The sequence below is a fragment of the Blautia sp. AF19-13LB genome, assembly GCF_003479105.1.
Classification (GTDB): domain Bacteria; phylum Bacillota; class Clostridia; order Lachnospirales; family Lachnospiraceae; genus Fusicatenibacter; species Fusicatenibacter saccharivorans.
This window is the reverse complement of sequence record NZ_QUGO01000013.1, coordinates 16,778-32,370: the sequence shown is the minus strand read 5'-3', so window position 1 is coordinate 32,370 and position 15,593 is coordinate 16,778. Positions and strand designations below refer to the sequence as shown.

General features: G+C 46.5%; 15 protein-coding genes. 10 read left to right on the top strand and 5 right to left on the bottom strand.

Annotation, left to right across the window (positions count from 1 at the left end):
* Positions 1 to 50 precede the first annotated feature (50 nt).
* The 4 genes from DWX32_RS13640 (at position 51) to DWX32_RS13625 (ending at position 3,880) form a co-directional block, all read left to right on the top strand.
* On the top strand, positions 51 to 2,138 hold the full coding sequence (locus DWX32_RS13640; RefSeq protein WP_118594894.1) for a heavy metal translocating P-type ATPase: 2,088 nt from the start codon (positions 51 to 53) through the stop codon (positions 2,136 to 2,138).
* A 364-nt stretch (positions 2,139 to 2,502) separates the two neighbouring features.
* Positions 2,503 to 2,793 carry a DUF2325 domain-containing protein gene (locus tag DWX32_RS13635; RefSeq protein WP_022462751.1) on the top strand — a complete coding sequence of 97 codons (291 nt, stop codon included), beginning with the start codon at positions 2,503 to 2,505 and terminating at the stop codon, positions 2,791 to 2,793.
* Between the two features lie 18 nt (positions 2,794 to 2,811).
* The gene (locus tag DWX32_RS13630) at positions 2,812 to 3,366 is read left to right on the top strand and encodes a DUF3793 family protein (protein WP_055228382.1); all 555 of its coding nucleotides are present in this window, start codon (positions 2,812 to 2,814) and stop codon (positions 3,364 to 3,366) included.
* Between the two features lie 91 nt (positions 3,367 to 3,457).
* Positions 3,458 to 3,880 carry a flavodoxin gene (locus tag DWX32_RS13625; RefSeq protein ID WP_022462753.1) on the top strand — a complete coding sequence of 141 codons (423 nt, stop codon included), beginning with the start codon at positions 3,458 to 3,460 and terminating at the stop codon, positions 3,878 to 3,880.
* A 94-nt stretch (positions 3,881 to 3,974) separates the two neighbouring features.
* On the opposite strand, the gene DWX32_RS13620 is transcribed toward DWX32_RS13625, so the two are convergent.
* A complete protein-coding gene (locus tag DWX32_RS13620; protein WP_022462754.1) occupies positions 3,975 to 5,129 on the bottom strand; it encodes a DUF4317 domain-containing protein in 1,155 nt (384 codons plus the stop codon).
* A 275-nt stretch (positions 5,130 to 5,404) separates the two neighbouring features.
* Here DWX32_RS13620 and DWX32_RS13615 point away from each other — a divergent pair, with 275 nt between their 5' ends.
* From DWX32_RS13615 to nadC, 4 genes are all read left to right on the top strand, one after another.
* Positions 5,405 to 6,619, top strand: coding sequence for an AI-2E family transporter (locus DWX32_RS13615; protein ID WP_242991186.1), 1,215 nt, complete (start codon positions 5,405 to 5,407; stop codon positions 6,617 to 6,619).
* A 384-nt stretch (positions 6,620 to 7,003) separates the two neighbouring features.
* Positions 7,004 to 7,912 (top strand): quinolinate synthase NadA, encoded by a 909-nt coding sequence (gene nadA / locus DWX32_RS13610; RefSeq protein WP_118594893.1) that lies wholly within the window; start codon positions 7,004 to 7,006, stop codon positions 7,910 to 7,912.
* A 40-nt stretch (positions 7,913 to 7,952) separates the two neighbouring features.
* Entirely contained in the window at positions 7,953 to 9,329 is a 1,377-nt protein-coding gene (locus DWX32_RS13605) for an L-aspartate oxidase (RefSeq protein WP_118594892.1), read from the top strand.
* Complete coding sequence (nadC, locus tag DWX32_RS13600) at positions 9,295 to 10,149, top strand: carboxylating nicotinate-nucleotide diphosphorylase (protein ID WP_022462757.1); 855 nt, start codon at positions 9,295 to 9,297, stop codon at positions 10,147 to 10,149. The genes DWX32_RS13605 and nadC overlap by 35 nt, the downstream gene beginning before the upstream one ends.
* A 141-nt stretch (positions 10,150 to 10,290) precedes the next feature.
* Here the strand turns inward: nadC and DWX32_RS13595 are convergent, their stop codons facing one another.
* Positions 10,291 to 10,923: an SdpI family protein gene (locus DWX32_RS13595; protein WP_022462758.1), complete on the bottom strand. Its 633-nt coding sequence runs from the start codon at positions 10,921 to 10,923 to the stop codon at positions 10,291 to 10,293.
* Positions 10,907 to 11,191, bottom strand: coding sequence for an autorepressor SdpR family transcription factor (locus DWX32_RS13590; RefSeq protein WP_022462759.1), 285 nt, complete (start codon positions 11,189 to 11,191; stop codon positions 10,907 to 10,909). Before DWX32_RS13590 ends, DWX32_RS13595 begins: the two co-directional genes overlap by 17 nt.
* Before the next feature lie 194 nt (positions 11,192 to 11,385).
* On the opposite strand from DWX32_RS13590, the gene DWX32_RS13585 reads away from it, so the two are divergent.
* Positions 11,386 to 12,567, top strand: a complete 1,182-nt coding sequence (locus DWX32_RS13585) for an MFS transporter (protein ID WP_118660309.1) — start codon at positions 11,386 to 11,388, stop codon at positions 12,565 to 12,567.
* Positions 12,568 to 12,627: 60 nt separating this feature from the next.
* Here the strand turns inward: DWX32_RS13585 and DWX32_RS13580 are convergent, their stop codons facing one another.
* Positions 12,628 to 13,065, bottom strand: a complete 438-nt coding sequence (locus DWX32_RS13580; protein ID WP_022462761.1) for an aspartate carbamoyltransferase regulatory subunit — start codon at positions 13,063 to 13,065, stop codon at positions 12,628 to 12,630.
* Positions 13,066 to 13,084: 19 nt separating this feature from the next.
* Positions 13,085 to 14,005, bottom strand: coding sequence for an aspartate carbamoyltransferase (gene pyrB, locus DWX32_RS13575; RefSeq protein ID WP_022462762.1), 921 nt, complete (start codon positions 14,003 to 14,005; stop codon positions 13,085 to 13,087).
* Between the two features lie 413 nt (positions 14,006 to 14,418).
* Here pyrB and pheA point away from each other — a divergent pair, with 413 nt between their 5' ends.
* The gene (gene pheA, locus DWX32_RS13570) at positions 14,419 to 15,549 is read left to right on the top strand and encodes a prephenate dehydratase (RefSeq protein WP_118660307.1); all 1,131 of its coding nucleotides are present in this window, start codon (positions 14,419 to 14,421) and stop codon (positions 15,547 to 15,549) included.
* The last annotated feature ends 44 nt before the right edge of the window (positions 15,550 to 15,593 follow it).

Below are 15,593 nucleotides of genomic sequence, written 5' to 3'. Positions count from 1 at the left end.
CAAAACGCCTGCAGAATTCTCTGCAGGTGTTTTTCTAGGAGGCATAAGATTTGAAATTTTATATTAAACACGAAAGCAGAGGCAGAATCCGAATCCATCTGGCACAGAAGCGCATGTCCTCCGTACAGGCAGAGACACTGCTGTACTATCTGCAGAATCAGAACCAGGTATCTTTCGCGAAGGTATATGACAGAACCGGCGATGCCGTGATCTGTTACGAGGGAGAACGAGCCGCTGTGATTCGGATGATACAGCTCTTCCACTACGAGGAAGTAGAGCTGCCGACCGGACTGCTTGAGAGCTCCGGCAGAGCGTTAAACAACGAATATCAGGAAAAGCTGATCAGCAAAGTGATTTACCACTTTGGAAGAAAATGGCTTCTTCCGGCACCGATCCGTGCCATCTATACTACGGTTGTTTCCGTAAAATATATCTGGAAAGGAATCCAGACACTGGCACAGGGAAAGATCGAAGTTCCGGTTCTTGATGCAACCGCAATCGGTGTTTCGATGCTCCGCGGCGACTATGGAACCGCAGGCTCTGTCATGTTCCTGCTCGGCGTAGGAGAGCTGCTTGAGGAATGGACGCATAAAAAATCCGTCGGAGATCTGGCACGCAGCATGTCGCTGAACGTCGGAAAGGTATGGCTGAAAAAAGACGGCCAGGAAATTCTCGTTCCGTCTGAAAAAATTGTTGCGGGCGACGAGATTGTCGTACATATGGGAAATCTGATTCCATTCGACGGCGAGGTATCCAACGGCGAGGGTATGGTAAACCAGGCTTCTCTGACCGGAGAATCTGTTCCGGTACGCCGTACCTTAGGTTCCGTTGTCTATGCGGGAACGGTTCTTGAGGAGGGCGAGCTTACCATTCTTGTGAAGCAGACCGGCGGATCCAGCCGTTACGAGAAGATTACCGCGATGATCGAAGAGTCCGAGAAACTGAAATCCGGACTGGAGAGCAAGGCAGAGCATCTGGCAGACCGTCTTGTACCGTATTCCCTTGGCGGAACGGCGTTGACGTATCTTCTGACCAGAAATGCAACGAAAGCACTCTCTATTCTGATGGTAGACTTCTCCTGTGCGTTAAAACTTGCCATGCCGATTTCCGTTCTCTCTGCAATCCGCGAGGCAAACCAGCACAAGATCACCGTAAAGGGCGGTAAATTCCTGGAGGCTGTGGCGGAAGCGGATACGATCGTTTTCGATAAGACCGGAACACTGACAAAAGCGCAGCCGACCGTAGCAGAGGTGGTATCCTTCAGCGAAACAAAGAGCCCGGATGAGCTTCTGCGCATCGCAGCCTGCCTGGAAGAGCATTTTCCGCATTCCATGGCAAAAGCCGTAGTAGACGCGGCAAAAGAGAAACATCTGGATCACGAGGAGATGCACTCCAAAGTAGAATATATCGTTGCACACGGTATTTCTACAACGATCAATGGCGAAAAAGCGATTATTGGAAGTTATCACTTCGTATTTGAGGATGAGAACAGTATCATTCTGGAAGGAATGGAAGAGAAGTTCCGTCATCTGCCGGAGGAGTATTCTCATCTCTATCTTGCCTTAGAAGGTGTACTTGCAGCAGTTATCTGCATTGAGGATCCGCTTCGTCCGGAGGCGGCCGAAATTATCCGTCAGCTGAAAAAAGCAGGTCTGAAAAAGATCGTCATGATGACCGGAGACAGCGAGCGCACGGCAAAAGCGATCGCGAAGAAGGTCGGCGTGGACGAGTACTATGCTGAGGTACTGCCGGAGGATAAGGCAAACTTTGTGGAGAAAGAAAAAGCAGAGGGACGTAAAGTCATTATGATCGGTGACGGTATTAACGATTCACCGGCACTTTCTGCCGCAGACGTTGGAATCGCCATCAGCGAGGGCGCAGAGATTGCGCGTGAGATCGCGGATATCACCGTTGCCGCAGACGATCTGGCAGAAATTCTGGTGCTTCGTATGCTGAGCAACCGTCTGATGAAACGGATTCATAAGAATTACCGCTTTATCGTTACGTTCAATGCCGGACTGATTCTGCTCGGCGTGGGCGGTATTTTACAGCCAACCACTTCCGCACTGCTTCACAATACATCTACTCTTTACATTGGCTTAAAGAGTATGGGTAACCTGCTGGACGAGCCGGTATAAAAAACAGAACAGAATAGCAACGGGAAAGCCGCCGGAGTCTTCTTCTTAAGATTCCAGCGGCTTTTTAACAAAAGCAGGGAAAGTCTCTGCTTCCATTGCGAATATTCTTTCACCAGCGTGATGTGAAAAAGAAAATGATACAATTTTCTCAAGAAAAGCCGGAAAAATTTGCAGGATATCCTTGACAAAATCCGACAAAAACGGTATGATATACCCAACAGTTAGATGTAGCTAACTAAAGTACAACGGATAAAACCAAAAATCATACGGGATCCCGGTAGAGGGATTCTTTCTTAAAACACAGGAGTTAGAATAAACTAATTTCAAGTAGCATAAGATAACAACAGAAAGGCAGGTAGAGAAGATGAGTGTCGTAATTATCGGTGGAAATGAAAGAATGGTGTGTCAATATACAGATATCTGTAAAGACTATGGATGTAAAGCAAAGGTGTTCCCGAAAGAGCATGGCTCCGTTAAGAAAAAAATTGGGAATCCGGATCTGATGATTCTCTTTACCAACACCGTATCCCACAAAATGGTCATCACTGCTTCCCAGGAAGCAAAGAAAAACAATATTCCGATCGCAAGAATCCATACCAGCAGTGCCACCGCACTTCGCTCGGTATTAGATGAGCACTGCGCAGCAGCAATGTAAGAAGGAGACGTAAAAGGCATGATTGAGAGATTTCTGATCGAACACTGTTCGGCAACGCTGGCTTCCATCAAAGCCGCAAATTTATGTAATATGACATTTTCATCCAAAGAAGAACTGGAAGATCAGATTTCATACTGGAGTGCCTGTCTGGAACCAAAAGGAATTCACATCTTTGTATTGCGGGAGCATGAGACGAGAGCACTGGTCTATGTGTACCGTGAAGGGCTTCTCCAGAAGGAGCTGGAAAATCCGGAGAATGCAGCGTTTTTAAAATCCTATGGATATGAAAATACAGACATTGCCTATGCACTGAATCGCCTGAAAACCCGGGTAGCAGAGTGTAAAGAAGGATTTCCGCATGAGATCGGTGTGTTTCTCAACTATCCGCTCGGTGATGTGATCGGTTTTATTGAGAACAAAGGCCACAATTATAAATGCAAGGGATGCTGGAAGGTCTATTGCAATGAGTGCGAAACACAGAAAACATTTCAGCGCTATCAGAAATGCAGAAACGTGTATCTGCGTCTCTGGAAGCAGGGAAGAAGCGTTTTACAGCTCACCGTAGCTGTTTAACATAAAATCCTGCATACCATAAAAAGGGCAGTAGGATCGGGGAAAGAAAAATCCCCCGGAATCAGAAAATAAAGAAAGAAGGATTTGAAACATGAGCAAAGTAGCAGTAGTTTATTGGAGTGGAACCGGCAACACAGAAATGATGGCACAGAAAGTAGCAGAGGGAGCAAAAGAGGCAGGCGCAGAAGTTTCTGTTCTGACTTGCGCAGATTTCTCTGCGGATGATGTAGATGCATACGATGCAATCGCTTTCGGATGCCCGGCTATGGGGGCAGAAGAGCTGGAAGATACCGAGTTCGAGCCAATGTTCTCCGCATGTGAATCCAAACTCTCCGGAAAGAAAATCGCTCTGTTCGGTTCCTATGGATGGGGAGACGGCGAGTGGATGCGCACCTGGGAAGAAAGCTGCAAAAATGATGGCGCCGAGCTGGTATGCGACAGCGTGATCTGCGCAGACGCGCCAGATGATGAAGCTGAGGCAGCATGCATTGCACTTGGAAAAGCACTCTGCTAAGCATAAATAAAAGGAAGAAAAAGCGGCAGCCCTTTTGTCTGGGACTGCCGCTTTTTTTTTCGGACAATGAGAAAGACTCGCTGTCATTTGGCTGTTAAAATTCGGTATCATCCGCATCGGATGGCCGTGACGGTTTTAAAAGAATTCCGTTGATTTCCACTTCATCGGCTGCCTCGATCAGAATATACGGTGTTCCGTCGATCGTACGGGTTTCGATGAGCTGGGCCTTTTCCGGGCTGACTTTGATGATAACATCCGGGGTGCGGATCTCGTAGTTCCGTGTACTGGCCACGTTCGAGGCAACGAAGCTTGCTTTCTCATCCGCAATGGATTCGTACTTCTCGTCGAACTCGTCAAGCTGTTCATTCGGTACGCCGCTGCTGGCGAGCAGACGTTTTACCTCGTGTTTATCGAGCACCACCGGTTCCGGATCGTCTTTCCGCTCTTCAATCATGGTATTTAAGTTCTCCTGAATGGTCATAACAGTAGAAAAATCACAGGCGGAATCGAGAGTTTCTTCTATAATAGACTGAAACGTTTCTTTCTGAGATTTCGCGGAAAGCGGCGCCTGACAGCCCAGGAAGTGGTCGAGAAAGTCCGGCTGATCCATCTCTGCGTTTTTCGTGAAATACAGCAGATTGTGGATATCCGTGTTGCGGTCTGTGAAGGCCGGGAAGAGAAAACCGTTTTCCGGTGCGCCGACCACCCAGTCCTGCACGCGGTTTTCAATCGTATTGTGGGACACATTGTAGCAGAGACCCGGTTTGTCGAGTTTTACCGGGCAGATGCTGCAGAGGATAAATTCATAGACGTAATCGGAAGCATCGTCCATATCCAGATTATCAGAAGCGCGTCCCGGTACATCGTATGCACCATGGATCAGAATAATATAGTAGTTTTCCGGATAGAGATAATCCGCCATCACCTTTTCATAAAATTCATCAATCAGCGCTTCGTCCTTCAGCTCACTGTTGCGGAGTTTTAAGAGAAACTCCTGTGTGCCGCCCTCACTTTCCTGGGAGAGCGGGAACTCCATATTCAGCAGATTCTTTCCGATGGTACCGGAGAGGGTGCTTTTAAAAATCTTAAAATACTTAAACATTTCTTCCTCTTCGAGAGAGAGAAACGCTTCTTTTAATTTTGTCTTAATATTCTTTTCCGCATCCACATAGCATCCGCAGATTCGCGTGATCGCACAGTGGGATGGGGTAAACAGTTTTTTAATTTCGGCAATTTCCTTTTTGTTCATATAGAATGCTCCTTTATCAGCAATTTCGTATCTTAGACAAGTACTTTCTATTATAGACCATAGGGAAGGGAAAAGGCAAGAAAGAAAATAGCGACTATATCTTATTATACTTTAAATATAATTTCAAAAATCTTGACAGAGGTACCGATTCTGTTATACGATTAGGTCTAATAAAGGGGAGTAATTTGAGTTTGAAAATTTGCGTTTGCAAGTTTTCCGATTATTCAGCTACTTAAATGGATACGCATGAAATTAAGAAAAAGAGGAGAATGATAGTGGATATAAGTAAAAAATCTGTAAAAAAAATCCGGGAACTTATTGTGTTTACAGCATTTCTTGTGGTCGCACTGTGGAAGTTTAATGTGGTACTCGATGTGTTGAAAGCAATATGGGGGATCGTATTTCCATTTGTACTTGGCGGAGCGATCGCATTTGTGACCAACGTGCCAATGAGCTTTTTGGAAAAGAAAATTTTTGGAAGGGCAAAAAAAGAAAATAAGATAGTCGAAAAACTGGCAAGACCGATAAGCCTGTTCCTCACGATCGTATTTGCGGTTGGCGTGATTGTACTGGTGATGTTTGGTGTGATTCCGCAGCTTACGCGGACAATAGGAACCCTGATGATGAGTATCGCTGATTTTATTCCGCAGATGCAAAGCTGGATCCGGGAGTTTTCCCATAATAACCAGGAAATCATGAAGCTTGTAGATCAGGTACAGTTTAATCCGGATCAGGCGATCAAGTGGGGGATAAGCCTACTTGGAAATGGTGCAGGAAATATGATGAATATCACAATGTCAGCAGTGGGTTCCATAGTTAGTGGATTGGCAGCCTTTTTTGTTGCATTTTCCTTTGCCTGCTATGTCCTTTTTCAGAAGGAAACGCTGCAGGTGCAGATTCGAAAAGTATTTTTCGCTTTTCTTCCAAAGGAAAAAGCAGATGCTTTTCTTAAAGTCTGCTCTCTGACTTATCAGACATTTGCAAATTTTCTTACAGGTCAGTGTCTGGAAGCCGTGATCCTTGGCTGTATGTTTGTTGTGATATTGAGCATTTTGAGGATGCCATATGCACTTTTGATTGGAGTTTTAATTGCGTTTACGGCATTGATCCCGATTTTCGGAGCCTTCATCGGGTGTGCAGTGGGAAGCTTTTTGATCTTTATGGTAAATCCGAAACAGGCAATTTTATTTATTATAGTATTTCTGGTGCTGCAGCAGATCGAGGGAAATCTGATCTATCCTCATGTTGTGGGTGAGTCTGTAGGGCTTCCATCGATTTGGGTTCTTGCAGCAGTTACGATCGGCGGAAATCTTATGGGAATTATAGGTATGCTTGTTTTTATTCCGTTGCTTTCCGTGTTCTATACTATTTTTCGGGAATTCGTATATCTGCATCTGAAAAAAAAGCATATCAAACAGGTGACAAAGACAGAAATAGAAGAAGATACGGCGGAAGAAATGGTAAATAGTGAGATACCAGAGGTGAAATGATAGAATCCCGTCTTTGACAGCTGTATGGTGATAAAACGGTTACAAACCCAGTAAATATGGGTATTGTGGCCGTTTTTTTTTGTAGATCATTATTCAACCGTCAAACTTCCGGGTGTTTTTTATAGCAGTCCCAGAAAATAATGCAAAACTTCAGCACTGCAGAACGTGAATTACTGCGTCACAGATTTTTGTATCTTAGACAAGTACTTCCTATGATAGACTACAGGGAAGGGAAAGGCAGGAAAGAAAAAAATGTACAATGGATATTACAACTGTCTTGTCACATGACAAAAGTTGTGGTATACTAAGCGCTAAAGTGTTAAAAAAATATCACGATTCAGGGTTCTGAATCGTTATAGTAAAAATAGGAAGGAAACAAAACCAATGGATACCAGAAGAGAAAAGCTGGAAGCATTAAAGAAAGAAAAAAACGCTGTCATCATGGCACACTATTACGTGCCGGATGAGGTGCAGGAAATTGCCGATTACATCGGGGATTCGTATTACTTAAGCGACATGGCGACGAAAGTGGACGCCAGTGTCATCGTTCTCTGCGGCGTTCGTTTCATGGGTGAGAGCGCCAAAATCTTAAACCCGGGCAAAAAAGTACTGCTCCCAGATCTGCATGCCGACTGTCCGATGGCTCACATGGCAGCGATTGAAAAAATCAAGGAAGTCCGGCAAGAGTACCCGGATGTGGCTGTCGTATGCTATGTCAATTCCACCGCGGAATTAAAAAGTCATTCCGACGTCTGTGTCACCTCCTCCAACGCAGTAAAAATTGTAAAAGAACTGCCGAACCACGACATCTTCTTTATCCCTGATGAGCATCTTGGTACCTATGTGGCTGAGCAGGTGCCGGAGAAACATATCATCTTAAATGACGGTTTCTGCCACGTACATGCTGCCATCCGCCCGGAAGCCGCAAAGGCTGCAAAGGAAGCGCGCCCGCAGGCAAAGCTTCTCGTTCACCCGGAGTGCAGAAGTGAAGTCGTTGCACTTGCCGATTATGTCGGAAGCACCGCAGGCATCATCAAATATGCCGAGGCAAGTAAAGATACCGAGTTTCTCGTTGCAACCGAGCTTGGTGTTTTCGCGGAGCTGAAAAAGCGCTGCCCGGATAAGAAGTTTTATGCAGTGGGAAATACGCAGATCTGCCCAAATATGAAAAAAGTAACATTGGACAAATTAATAGAAGCACTGGAAAACGAGGAGAATGAAGTTCTGTTAAGCGAACAGGAAATTTCAGACGCACATGCGCCGCTGTTAAGAATGCTCGAGCTTGCAAAGTAACAAAATAAGCAGAACGCAGAAGCGGAAAAGAGGAAACGAAATGAAAAAGTATTATGATGCAGTGATTGTAGGATGCGGTGTGGCAGGATGCTTTACGGCACTTCATCTGCCCCAGGAAGCCGATATTCTGATGATAACAAAAGCAGATACCGAGGACAGCGACTCCTTCCTCGCACAGGGCGGTATTTGTGTTCTGAAAAACGAGAGCGATTACGATGCGTTCTATGAAGATACGATGCATGCCGGGCACTATGAAAATACGCCGGAATCCGTCGACATTATGATCCGTTCTTCCCGAAATGTTATCAATCAGCTCATTGCCTGGGGTGTGGATTTCCGTCGCGATGAGAACGGAGAACTCTGCTATACGAAAGAAGGCGCACATTCTACCAACCGCATCCTGTTCCACGACGATGTAACCGGAAAGGAGATTACGAGCAAGCTTCTCGCGCAGGTAAAAAAGCTGCCGAACGTGACGCTTCTTGCGCACACGGAAATGTGTGATATTCTTTCCGGCAAAAATGGCTGCGAGGGTGTTCTGATCCGGGATGAAGAAGGAAAGCTGGTTCCGGTTTATGCCAGGGATGTGATCTGGGCGTGCGGCGGTATTGGCGGAATTTATGACAATTCTACGAACTTCCCGCATCTGACAGGAGATGCACTTGCAATTGCGATCCACAGGAACGTAGCACTGAAAAATGTCAATTACGTACAGATTCACCCAACAACGCTGTATTCCCAAAAGAAAGGCCGCCGTTTCCTGATTTCCGAATCTGTCCGCGGAGAGGGCGCTGTACTGCTCGATAAAAATGGCGAGCGTTTCACCGATGAACTGCAGCCGCGTGACATGGTATCCCGTGAGATCCACCGTCAGATGGAAAAGGACCACACGAAGCACGTATGGCTTTCCCTGAAAACGATTCCGCTCGATGTAAAAGAACGGTTCCCGAATATTTACCAGAAATGCCTGGAAGAGGGATACGATATCACGAAAGAACCGATTCCGGTTGTACCGGCACAGCATTACTTTATGGGCGGCGTCAAGGTAGACAGCAATAGCGAAACGACGATGGATCATCTGTATGCAGCAGGTGAGACGAGCTGCAACGGCGTGCACGGTGCAAACCGTCTGGCAAGCAATTCTCTGCTGGAGAGCCTTGTATTCGCAGAGCGCGCGGCAAAGAAGATGGCTGCCGAATGGGCCGCAGAGGGTCTTGTAGAGAACGCAGACCGCAAAGAAACGGCAACGGAGCCGAAGGAAGATGAATGGAAGCTCCTTGCAAAACGGTACGATATTAGAAAAGAAGATTACCAGGATATGGAAGAATATGCAGAACGCTGCAAAGAGAGCATCTGGGATGCGATCAGAAAGGAAGACAAATATGAATCCAATCACAAGAACACTAAATGTGGATAATCTGCTGCTGTTGGCGCTGCAGGAAGATATCTCCAGTGAAGATGTAACCACGAATGCTGTCATGCCAGAAGCCTGCCAGGGAACGGTACAGCTTCTCTGCAAACAGGACGGCGTCATTGCCGGTATGGAAGTATTTGCAAGAGTATTTACGCTGCTCGATGAGAAAACCGAGATTATTCCGTATGTGAAAGACGGCGATGAAGTCAAAAAAGGCGATCTGCTCGCAACCGTAAACGGCGATATCCGTGTTCTGCTGTCCGGTGAGAGAACCGCGCTCAATTATCTGCAGCGGATGAGCGGAATCGCAACGTATACGAGAAGCGTTGCGAAGCTGCTCGAAGGTTCCAAAACGACCCTTCTCGATACCAGAAAAACGACCCCGAATATGCGTATTTTTGAAAAATATGCAGTCAAAATCGGTGGCGGCCAGAATCACCGCTACAATCTGTCCGACGGCGTTCTGTTAAAGGACAACCATATTGGAGCTGCAGGCAGTGTCACAAAAGCGATCGAGATGGCACGCGATTATGCTCCGTTTGTGCGTAAGATTGAAGTCGAGTGTGAAAACCTCGATATGGTCCGCGAAGCAGCAGATGCAGGTGCCGACATTATCATGCTCGACAATATGACTCCGGCGCAGATGAAAGAGGCGGTAGCCGTCATCAACGGCAGAGCAAAAACCGAGTGCTCCGGAAATGTGACAAAAGAAAATATCGCCACTATCCTCGACACCGGCGTAGACTATGTTTCCAGCGGTGCACTGACGCATTCTGCACCGATTCTTGATGTATCATTGAAAAATCTGCATCCAATAGAATAAGTATAAAAATAGGAATCATTTCCTTATAGATATAAAAATCGCGAAATAAAAAAGCTTCTGTTCCTCCCGGAAAAAGGGAAGAACAGAAGCTTTTTTAAACAGGAAACTTCGTTGAATTTTCTTATAAAAAATTCTCCGGGTTTAGATTCCTTTTTTAAACAGGAGAAAGGAATATCCGATCGGAATCAAAACCAGCGCTGCGATCGTGAGAAATAAAATCCATTCAAGCTGCAGAAAGCTGTTTACGATCATGGCAACGCCGCCGATGATCCAAACCCAGCCGGCGAGGCGGTGAGTGCGGTTCCAGTTTTCCTGACTGTGAAGGGTCCATGGAACCTTGATGCCGGTTGTGTAGTTCTGTTTGCATTTTGGCATGTAATTGCCGATGAGAATAAAGAGAAGGCCGACAATCCCATTGCTAACAAAACCGATATCAACTGCGATGCCGACTGCGTTTGCGTAGATGGAGCAGCAGACGATCAGAGAGGTTACAGGTATGATCCACAGAACAAGACGGATCATCTTCGGGCCGATGTTCTGCCGCTTCGGATCAGAAAAAGTGAGAACAGCGGTAAAAATCTGCAGAGCGGCAAGAAACAGAGGAATACCGATCACTGCCATCGTTTTGCTGCTCCAGCCGTTTGGAACATTGTTTGTGCCAAAATGGGTGGCAATGGTGTCCGGCATGCGATTCCAGAGCAGAAGTCCGATCACCATCGGAAAAAGAGAAATGAGTGTTGTCAGAATCAGTGTTGTTTTATATTTTTTCCACATCAGAAGTGCCTCCTTTGAGCTCTGAAATCCAGAGCATGATTTCTTCCAGGACGGAAGTGTTGAGTTCATAATAAATAAAATTTTTCTCCCGGGATTCCAGCACAAGGTCTGCTTTTTTCAGAATACCGAGATGGTAGGAGATGGTTGCACCTGCCATATCAAAGTGCGATCCGATCTCCCCGGCAGAAAGTCTTTCGTTTTTCAGAAGCTCCAGAATCCTTCGCCGGACAGGATCGGAGAGAGCTTTAAACGTTTCTGCGAATGCCATGGAAACCTCCTTTCCGGCAGTATGAATGCAAATTAATTAGAAATTCATCTAAATACTTTTTATCACATGGAAAGCGAAAAGTCAATAAGCATTTCGAAAAAATTCCAAATAGTTTTATTGTTGATTTTGAGTTGCTATTTTCTGCAGAATACGCTACGATAAGGGAAAAGTTGTAGAAAAAGGGGGACAAAAACATGAAAAAACACCTGTCCGTGCGCTACGGCACGATTCAGGGCTGCTACTGGATGGGATACGCGGCACTGATGGGGTATGCCAGCGTTTATCTTCTTGAAAAAGGCTTCACAAACACACAAATCGGCCTTCTGACGGCAGTTGGCTGTATCGTGTCAGCGGTTCTGCAGCCTGCGCTGGCATCCTACGCAGATCGGCCGGAAAGCCCGTCCGTACGAACAATGCTCCTTGGAGCGAACCTGATTCAGCTTGTTCTTGTCATTTCCCTTGCTGCAACGGCAGAAAGCAGTTCTATGGTGGTAAGGACACTGCTGTACGGCGCAAGCATTACGATGTTGATGCTGATGATTCCGTTCGTTAATTCTCTTGGTATGGAGACGATCCGCCAGGGAGAGGAACTTGATTACGGAATCGGGCGCGGCATGGGTTCCGTTGCATATGCGATTGCATCATGGCTGCTCGGCCGGCTGACCGCATCCTTTGGAGCAGACATGATTCCGATCTGGGCTATCGCGCTGACCATTCTTTTTCTCGCCTGTGTATTTCGTTTTCCGTTTAAAAAGGACAGAAAAAAAGCAGAAGCAGAAAAAGAAGAGACAAGAGCAGCCGGTCCGGTCGATTTTCTGAAACGGTATCCGTCCTTCGCGGTAGTACTGCTTGGCTGCATTCTGATCTTTATGTCACATAGCCTGATTAACAGCTTCAATTATCAGATTGCAATGGCAAAAGGTGGTGGCAGCGGTGAGATGGGAAATGCGATGACCATCTCTGCAGTTTCCGAGCTGCCAACGATGTTTCTGTTCGGCTATCTGCTGAAAAAGAAGAGCAGTGTTTTCTGGTTCCGCCTCTCCGGCCTGTTTTTTGTCCTGAAAAGCATAGGAACCTTCCTGGCCTTTAATATTCCGACATACTACGCTGCTCAGCCGTTCCAGATGTTCGGCTGGGCGCTGATCAACGTCGCCTGCGTCTATTACGTGGACGGCATCATGGAGCCGCAGGATTCGATTAAAGGACAGGCATATATGGCGATGACCATCACCGCAGGAAATGTAATGAGCTCCCTGTTTGGCGGCTGGCTTATCGATGCAGCCGGTGTTGGCGCGATGCTGATCTGCGCATCTCTTGCGGCCTTCATCGGCTGGCTGATTGTGTGCCTCGGTTCGAAAGAAGCAAAAACTGCATAGGAAAGATAAAAGAAAGCGCCCGAAACCGAACGTGGTTCCGGGCGCTTTGCCGTACAGCTCTTATTTATTTCTGTTTCCTGTATACTTCTCATCACAGTATTTGCAACGGTAAACCTCTTTTTCCGGGTCAGCCAGGATAAAGACATGTTTTAATCCCTGCTCAATAGAGGTGATACAGCGCGGGTTTTTACATTTAATCACATCAACCACCTGTTTCGGCAGATGAAGTTCTTTTTTCTCCGTAATCTCGCCGTCTTTAATGACATTGACAGTGATATTGTGATCGATAAAGCCTAAGATGTCAAGATCCATCTTATCAACCGAACACTCAACTTTCAGAATGTCCTTTTTTCCCATTTTTTCACTTTTGGCATTTTTAATAATGGCTACGGTACAGTCCAGCTTGTCCAGTCCCAGATCATGGTAAATGGTCATAGCCTTTCCTGCTTTAATATGGTCGAGCACGAAGCCCTCTTCAATACGTCCTACGTTCAGCATAGCGAAAGATGCTCCTTTCTTAATCGACTTTGATGTTCAGCAGCGTCAGAATCAGGGCCATACGTGCATAAACACCGTACTGAACCTGTTTAAAGTAAGCAGCGCGCGGGTCATTATCCACGTCAACGGAGATCTCATTGACACGCGGCAGCGGATGCAGAACCAGCATTTCCGGAGAAGCAAGATCCATTTTGGACTGATCCAGAATATAGAAATCCTTCATGCGGATGTAATCATCCTCGTTGAAGAAACGTTCTTTCTGGACACGGGTCATATAAAGAACATCCAGCTTCGGGAGAACATCTTCCATTTTAATAACTTCCTCAAATGGAACATTGTTCGCCCGCAGCACATCATCACGGATGTAATCCGGGAGACGAAGCTCCTCCGGGGAGATTAATACAATTTTAATGCCGGTATAACGAACCAGCGCTTCAATCAGGGAATGAACCGTTCTGCCGAATTTAAGATCACCGCAGAAGCCGATGGTAAGATTGTTCAGGCGACCCTTTAAAGAACGGATGGTAAGAAGATCGGTAAGAGTCTGCGTCGGATGCTGATGTCCGCCATCACCTGCGTTGATCACAGGAATACGGGAGTACATCGATGCAACGAGCGGAGCGCCTTCTTTCGGATGACGCATGGCACAAATATTTGCAAAGCAGGATACCACGCGGATGGTGTCGGCTACGCTTTCACCTTTGGAAGCGGAAGAAGAATTGGCAGAAGAAAAACCAAGAACAGTACCGCCAAGATTCATCATGGCAGCCTCAAAGCTGAGACGGGTGCGTGTGCTTGGTTCATAAAATAAAGTAGCAAGTCTTTTGCCATCGCAGGCATGTGCATATTTCTCCGGGTTCTTTTCAATATCGTTCGCCAGATCCATTAACTGATCCAGTTCTTCGACCGAGAAATCAAGGGGACTCATTAAGTGTCGCATATATTACCTCCTATGAAGATCCTTATTTTTGTTACCGTTCACAGGTTCCCTGCGAACGGTAACATTCGCAGCCCTCATTTAAAGTTTTGCTTCGCAAAAGGAGGGCTGCTCACGCCTGAATCACTTTCTTACGCAGCGAAACAGCAGGTGTTTCACTGCTGAGTGAACAGTAATTTATTTTTTCTGTGTTCCACCTTAACACAAAAACAGGATAAATGCAAGATAAAAAATGGCAGGAAAAAGGTCGAAAAGCAGAGTAATATGAAATGTGAAAAAATAAAGTGAAATAGCAGTCAAAAAGGAAAAAGATTGTACAAAAGCCGAATTTCGGAAGATCTTTTCTTGTAAATTAAGCGGAGATGGAGTAAAATATTGATATCTGCAACAAATGCAGAGTATCAGGAGGACCAGATATGCTAGACTTAGGAAAAATCCGCGACGAGATCGATGCCACCGATGACGAGATCGTCCGCCTGTTCCAGTACCGGATGGCGCTGACGGCGGAGGTTGCGCAGTACAAGATAGAGACAGGAAAAGCCGTTTTCGATGCAGAACGTGAGCGCCAGAAGCTGGAAAAGCTGACAGGCGAGGGAACAAATGCATTCAATACAAAAGGCATCCAGGAGCTGTTCCAGCAGATCATGTCGATCAGCCGGAAACGCCAGTATCAGCTGCTGACAGAAAACGGCGGCGAGGAGATGACCGATTACACGCAGGTTGACCACCTCCCGACACACGGCAAAAGAGTTGTCTTCCAGGGTGTGGAGGGCGCCTACAGTTTCGGTGCGATGAAAGAATTTTTCGATGATACGATTACAAGCTTTCACGTAGATACCTGGAAAGAGGCGATGGAGGCGATTACGAGGGGCGAAGCCGATTATGCCGTGCTTCCGATCGAGAACTCCACAGCAGGCATTGTATCCGATATTTATGATCTTCTGGTGGAATATCCGCACTACATCGTCGGTGAGCAGGAATTGCCGGTGGAGCATGTGCTGATGGCACTGCCGGGAGCAAAGGCTGAGGAGATCCGCACCGTGATTTCCCATCCGCAGGCGCTGGCGCAGTGCCGCCGTTTCCTGGATTCCAATGAAAACTGGAAGACGGAAGAGCGTCTCAATACAGCCGCCGCTGCAAAAGAAGTATCCGAGAGCGGTGATCTTACGATGGCAGCCGTCGGAAGTCCGTACGCTGCAGAGCATTTCGGACTGCAGATCTTAAAAGAAGGTATTTTTGATGCCCAGGGAAATACGACACGCTTTGTTATCATTTCTGGGCAGAAACGCTTTGTAAAAGATGCACAGAAAATCAGCGTATGCATGGAACTGCCGCATCAGAGCGGTTCTCTTTACAACGCACTGGCACATTTTATTTACAACGATCTGAACATGACCAAAATCGAGTCCCGCCCGATTCCGCAGCGGAAATGGGAGTACCGTTTCTTCGTGGATTTCGAGGGGAACTTAAGCGATCCGGCAGTCAAAAACGCACTGCGCGGATTGCAGGCAGAATCCGCGAAATTCCGGATTTTCGGAAATTATTAATCCAGAAGAGAGGGCCGTACCAAGCGGCCTTTTCGCATAAATAA

What these genes read in the sequence shown, in the direction of transcription:
- DWX32_RS13625 (WP_022462753.1), top strand. Translation starts at nt 3,458, where the DNA reads ATGAGCAAAGTAGCAGTAGTTTATTGGAGTGGAACCGGCAACACAGAA.
- DWX32_RS13635 (WP_022462751.1), top strand. Translation starts at nt 2,503, where the DNA reads ATGAGTGTCGTAATTATCGGTGGAAATGAAAGAATGGTGTGTCAATAT.
- DWX32_RS13630 (WP_055228382.1), top strand. Translation starts at nt 2,812, where the DNA reads ATGATTGAGAGATTTCTGATCGAACACTGTTCGGCAACGCTGGCTTCC.
- DWX32_RS13585 (WP_118660309.1), top strand. Translation starts at nt 11,386, where the DNA reads ATGAAAAAACACCTGTCCGTGCGCTACGGCACGATTCAGGGCTGCTAC.
- nadC (WP_022462757.1), top strand. Translation starts at nt 9,295, where the DNA reads ATGAATCCAATCACAAGAACACTAAATGTGGATAATCTGCTGCTGTTG.
- pyrB (WP_022462762.1), bottom strand. Translation starts at nt 14,005, where the DNA reads ATGCGACACTTAATGAGTCCCCTTGATTTCTCGGTCGAAGAACTGGAT.
- nadA (WP_118594893.1), top strand. Translation starts at nt 7,004, where the DNA reads ATGGATACCAGAAGAGAAAAGCTGGAAGCATTAAAGAAAGAAAAAAAC.
- DWX32_RS13595 (WP_022462758.1), bottom strand. Translation starts at nt 10,923, where the DNA reads ATGTGGAAAAAATATAAAACAACACTGATTCTGACAACACTCATTTCT.
- DWX32_RS13590 (WP_022462759.1), bottom strand. Translation starts at nt 11,191, where the DNA reads ATGGCATTCGCAGAAACGTTTAAAGCTCTCTCCGATCCTGTCCGGCGA.
- DWX32_RS13620 (WP_022462754.1), bottom strand. Translation starts at nt 5,129, where the DNA reads ATGAACAAAAAGGAAATTGCCGAAATTAAAAAACTGTTTACCCCATCC.
- DWX32_RS13605 (WP_118594892.1), top strand. Translation starts at nt 7,953, where the DNA reads ATGAAAAAGTATTATGATGCAGTGATTGTAGGATGCGGTGTGGCAGGA.
- DWX32_RS13580 (WP_022462761.1), bottom strand. Translation starts at nt 13,065, where the DNA reads ATGCTGAACGTAGGACGTATTGAAGAGGGCTTCGTGCTCGACCATATT.
- pheA (WP_118660307.1), top strand. Translation starts at nt 14,419, where the DNA reads ATGCTAGACTTAGGAAAAATCCGCGACGAGATCGATGCCACCGATGAC.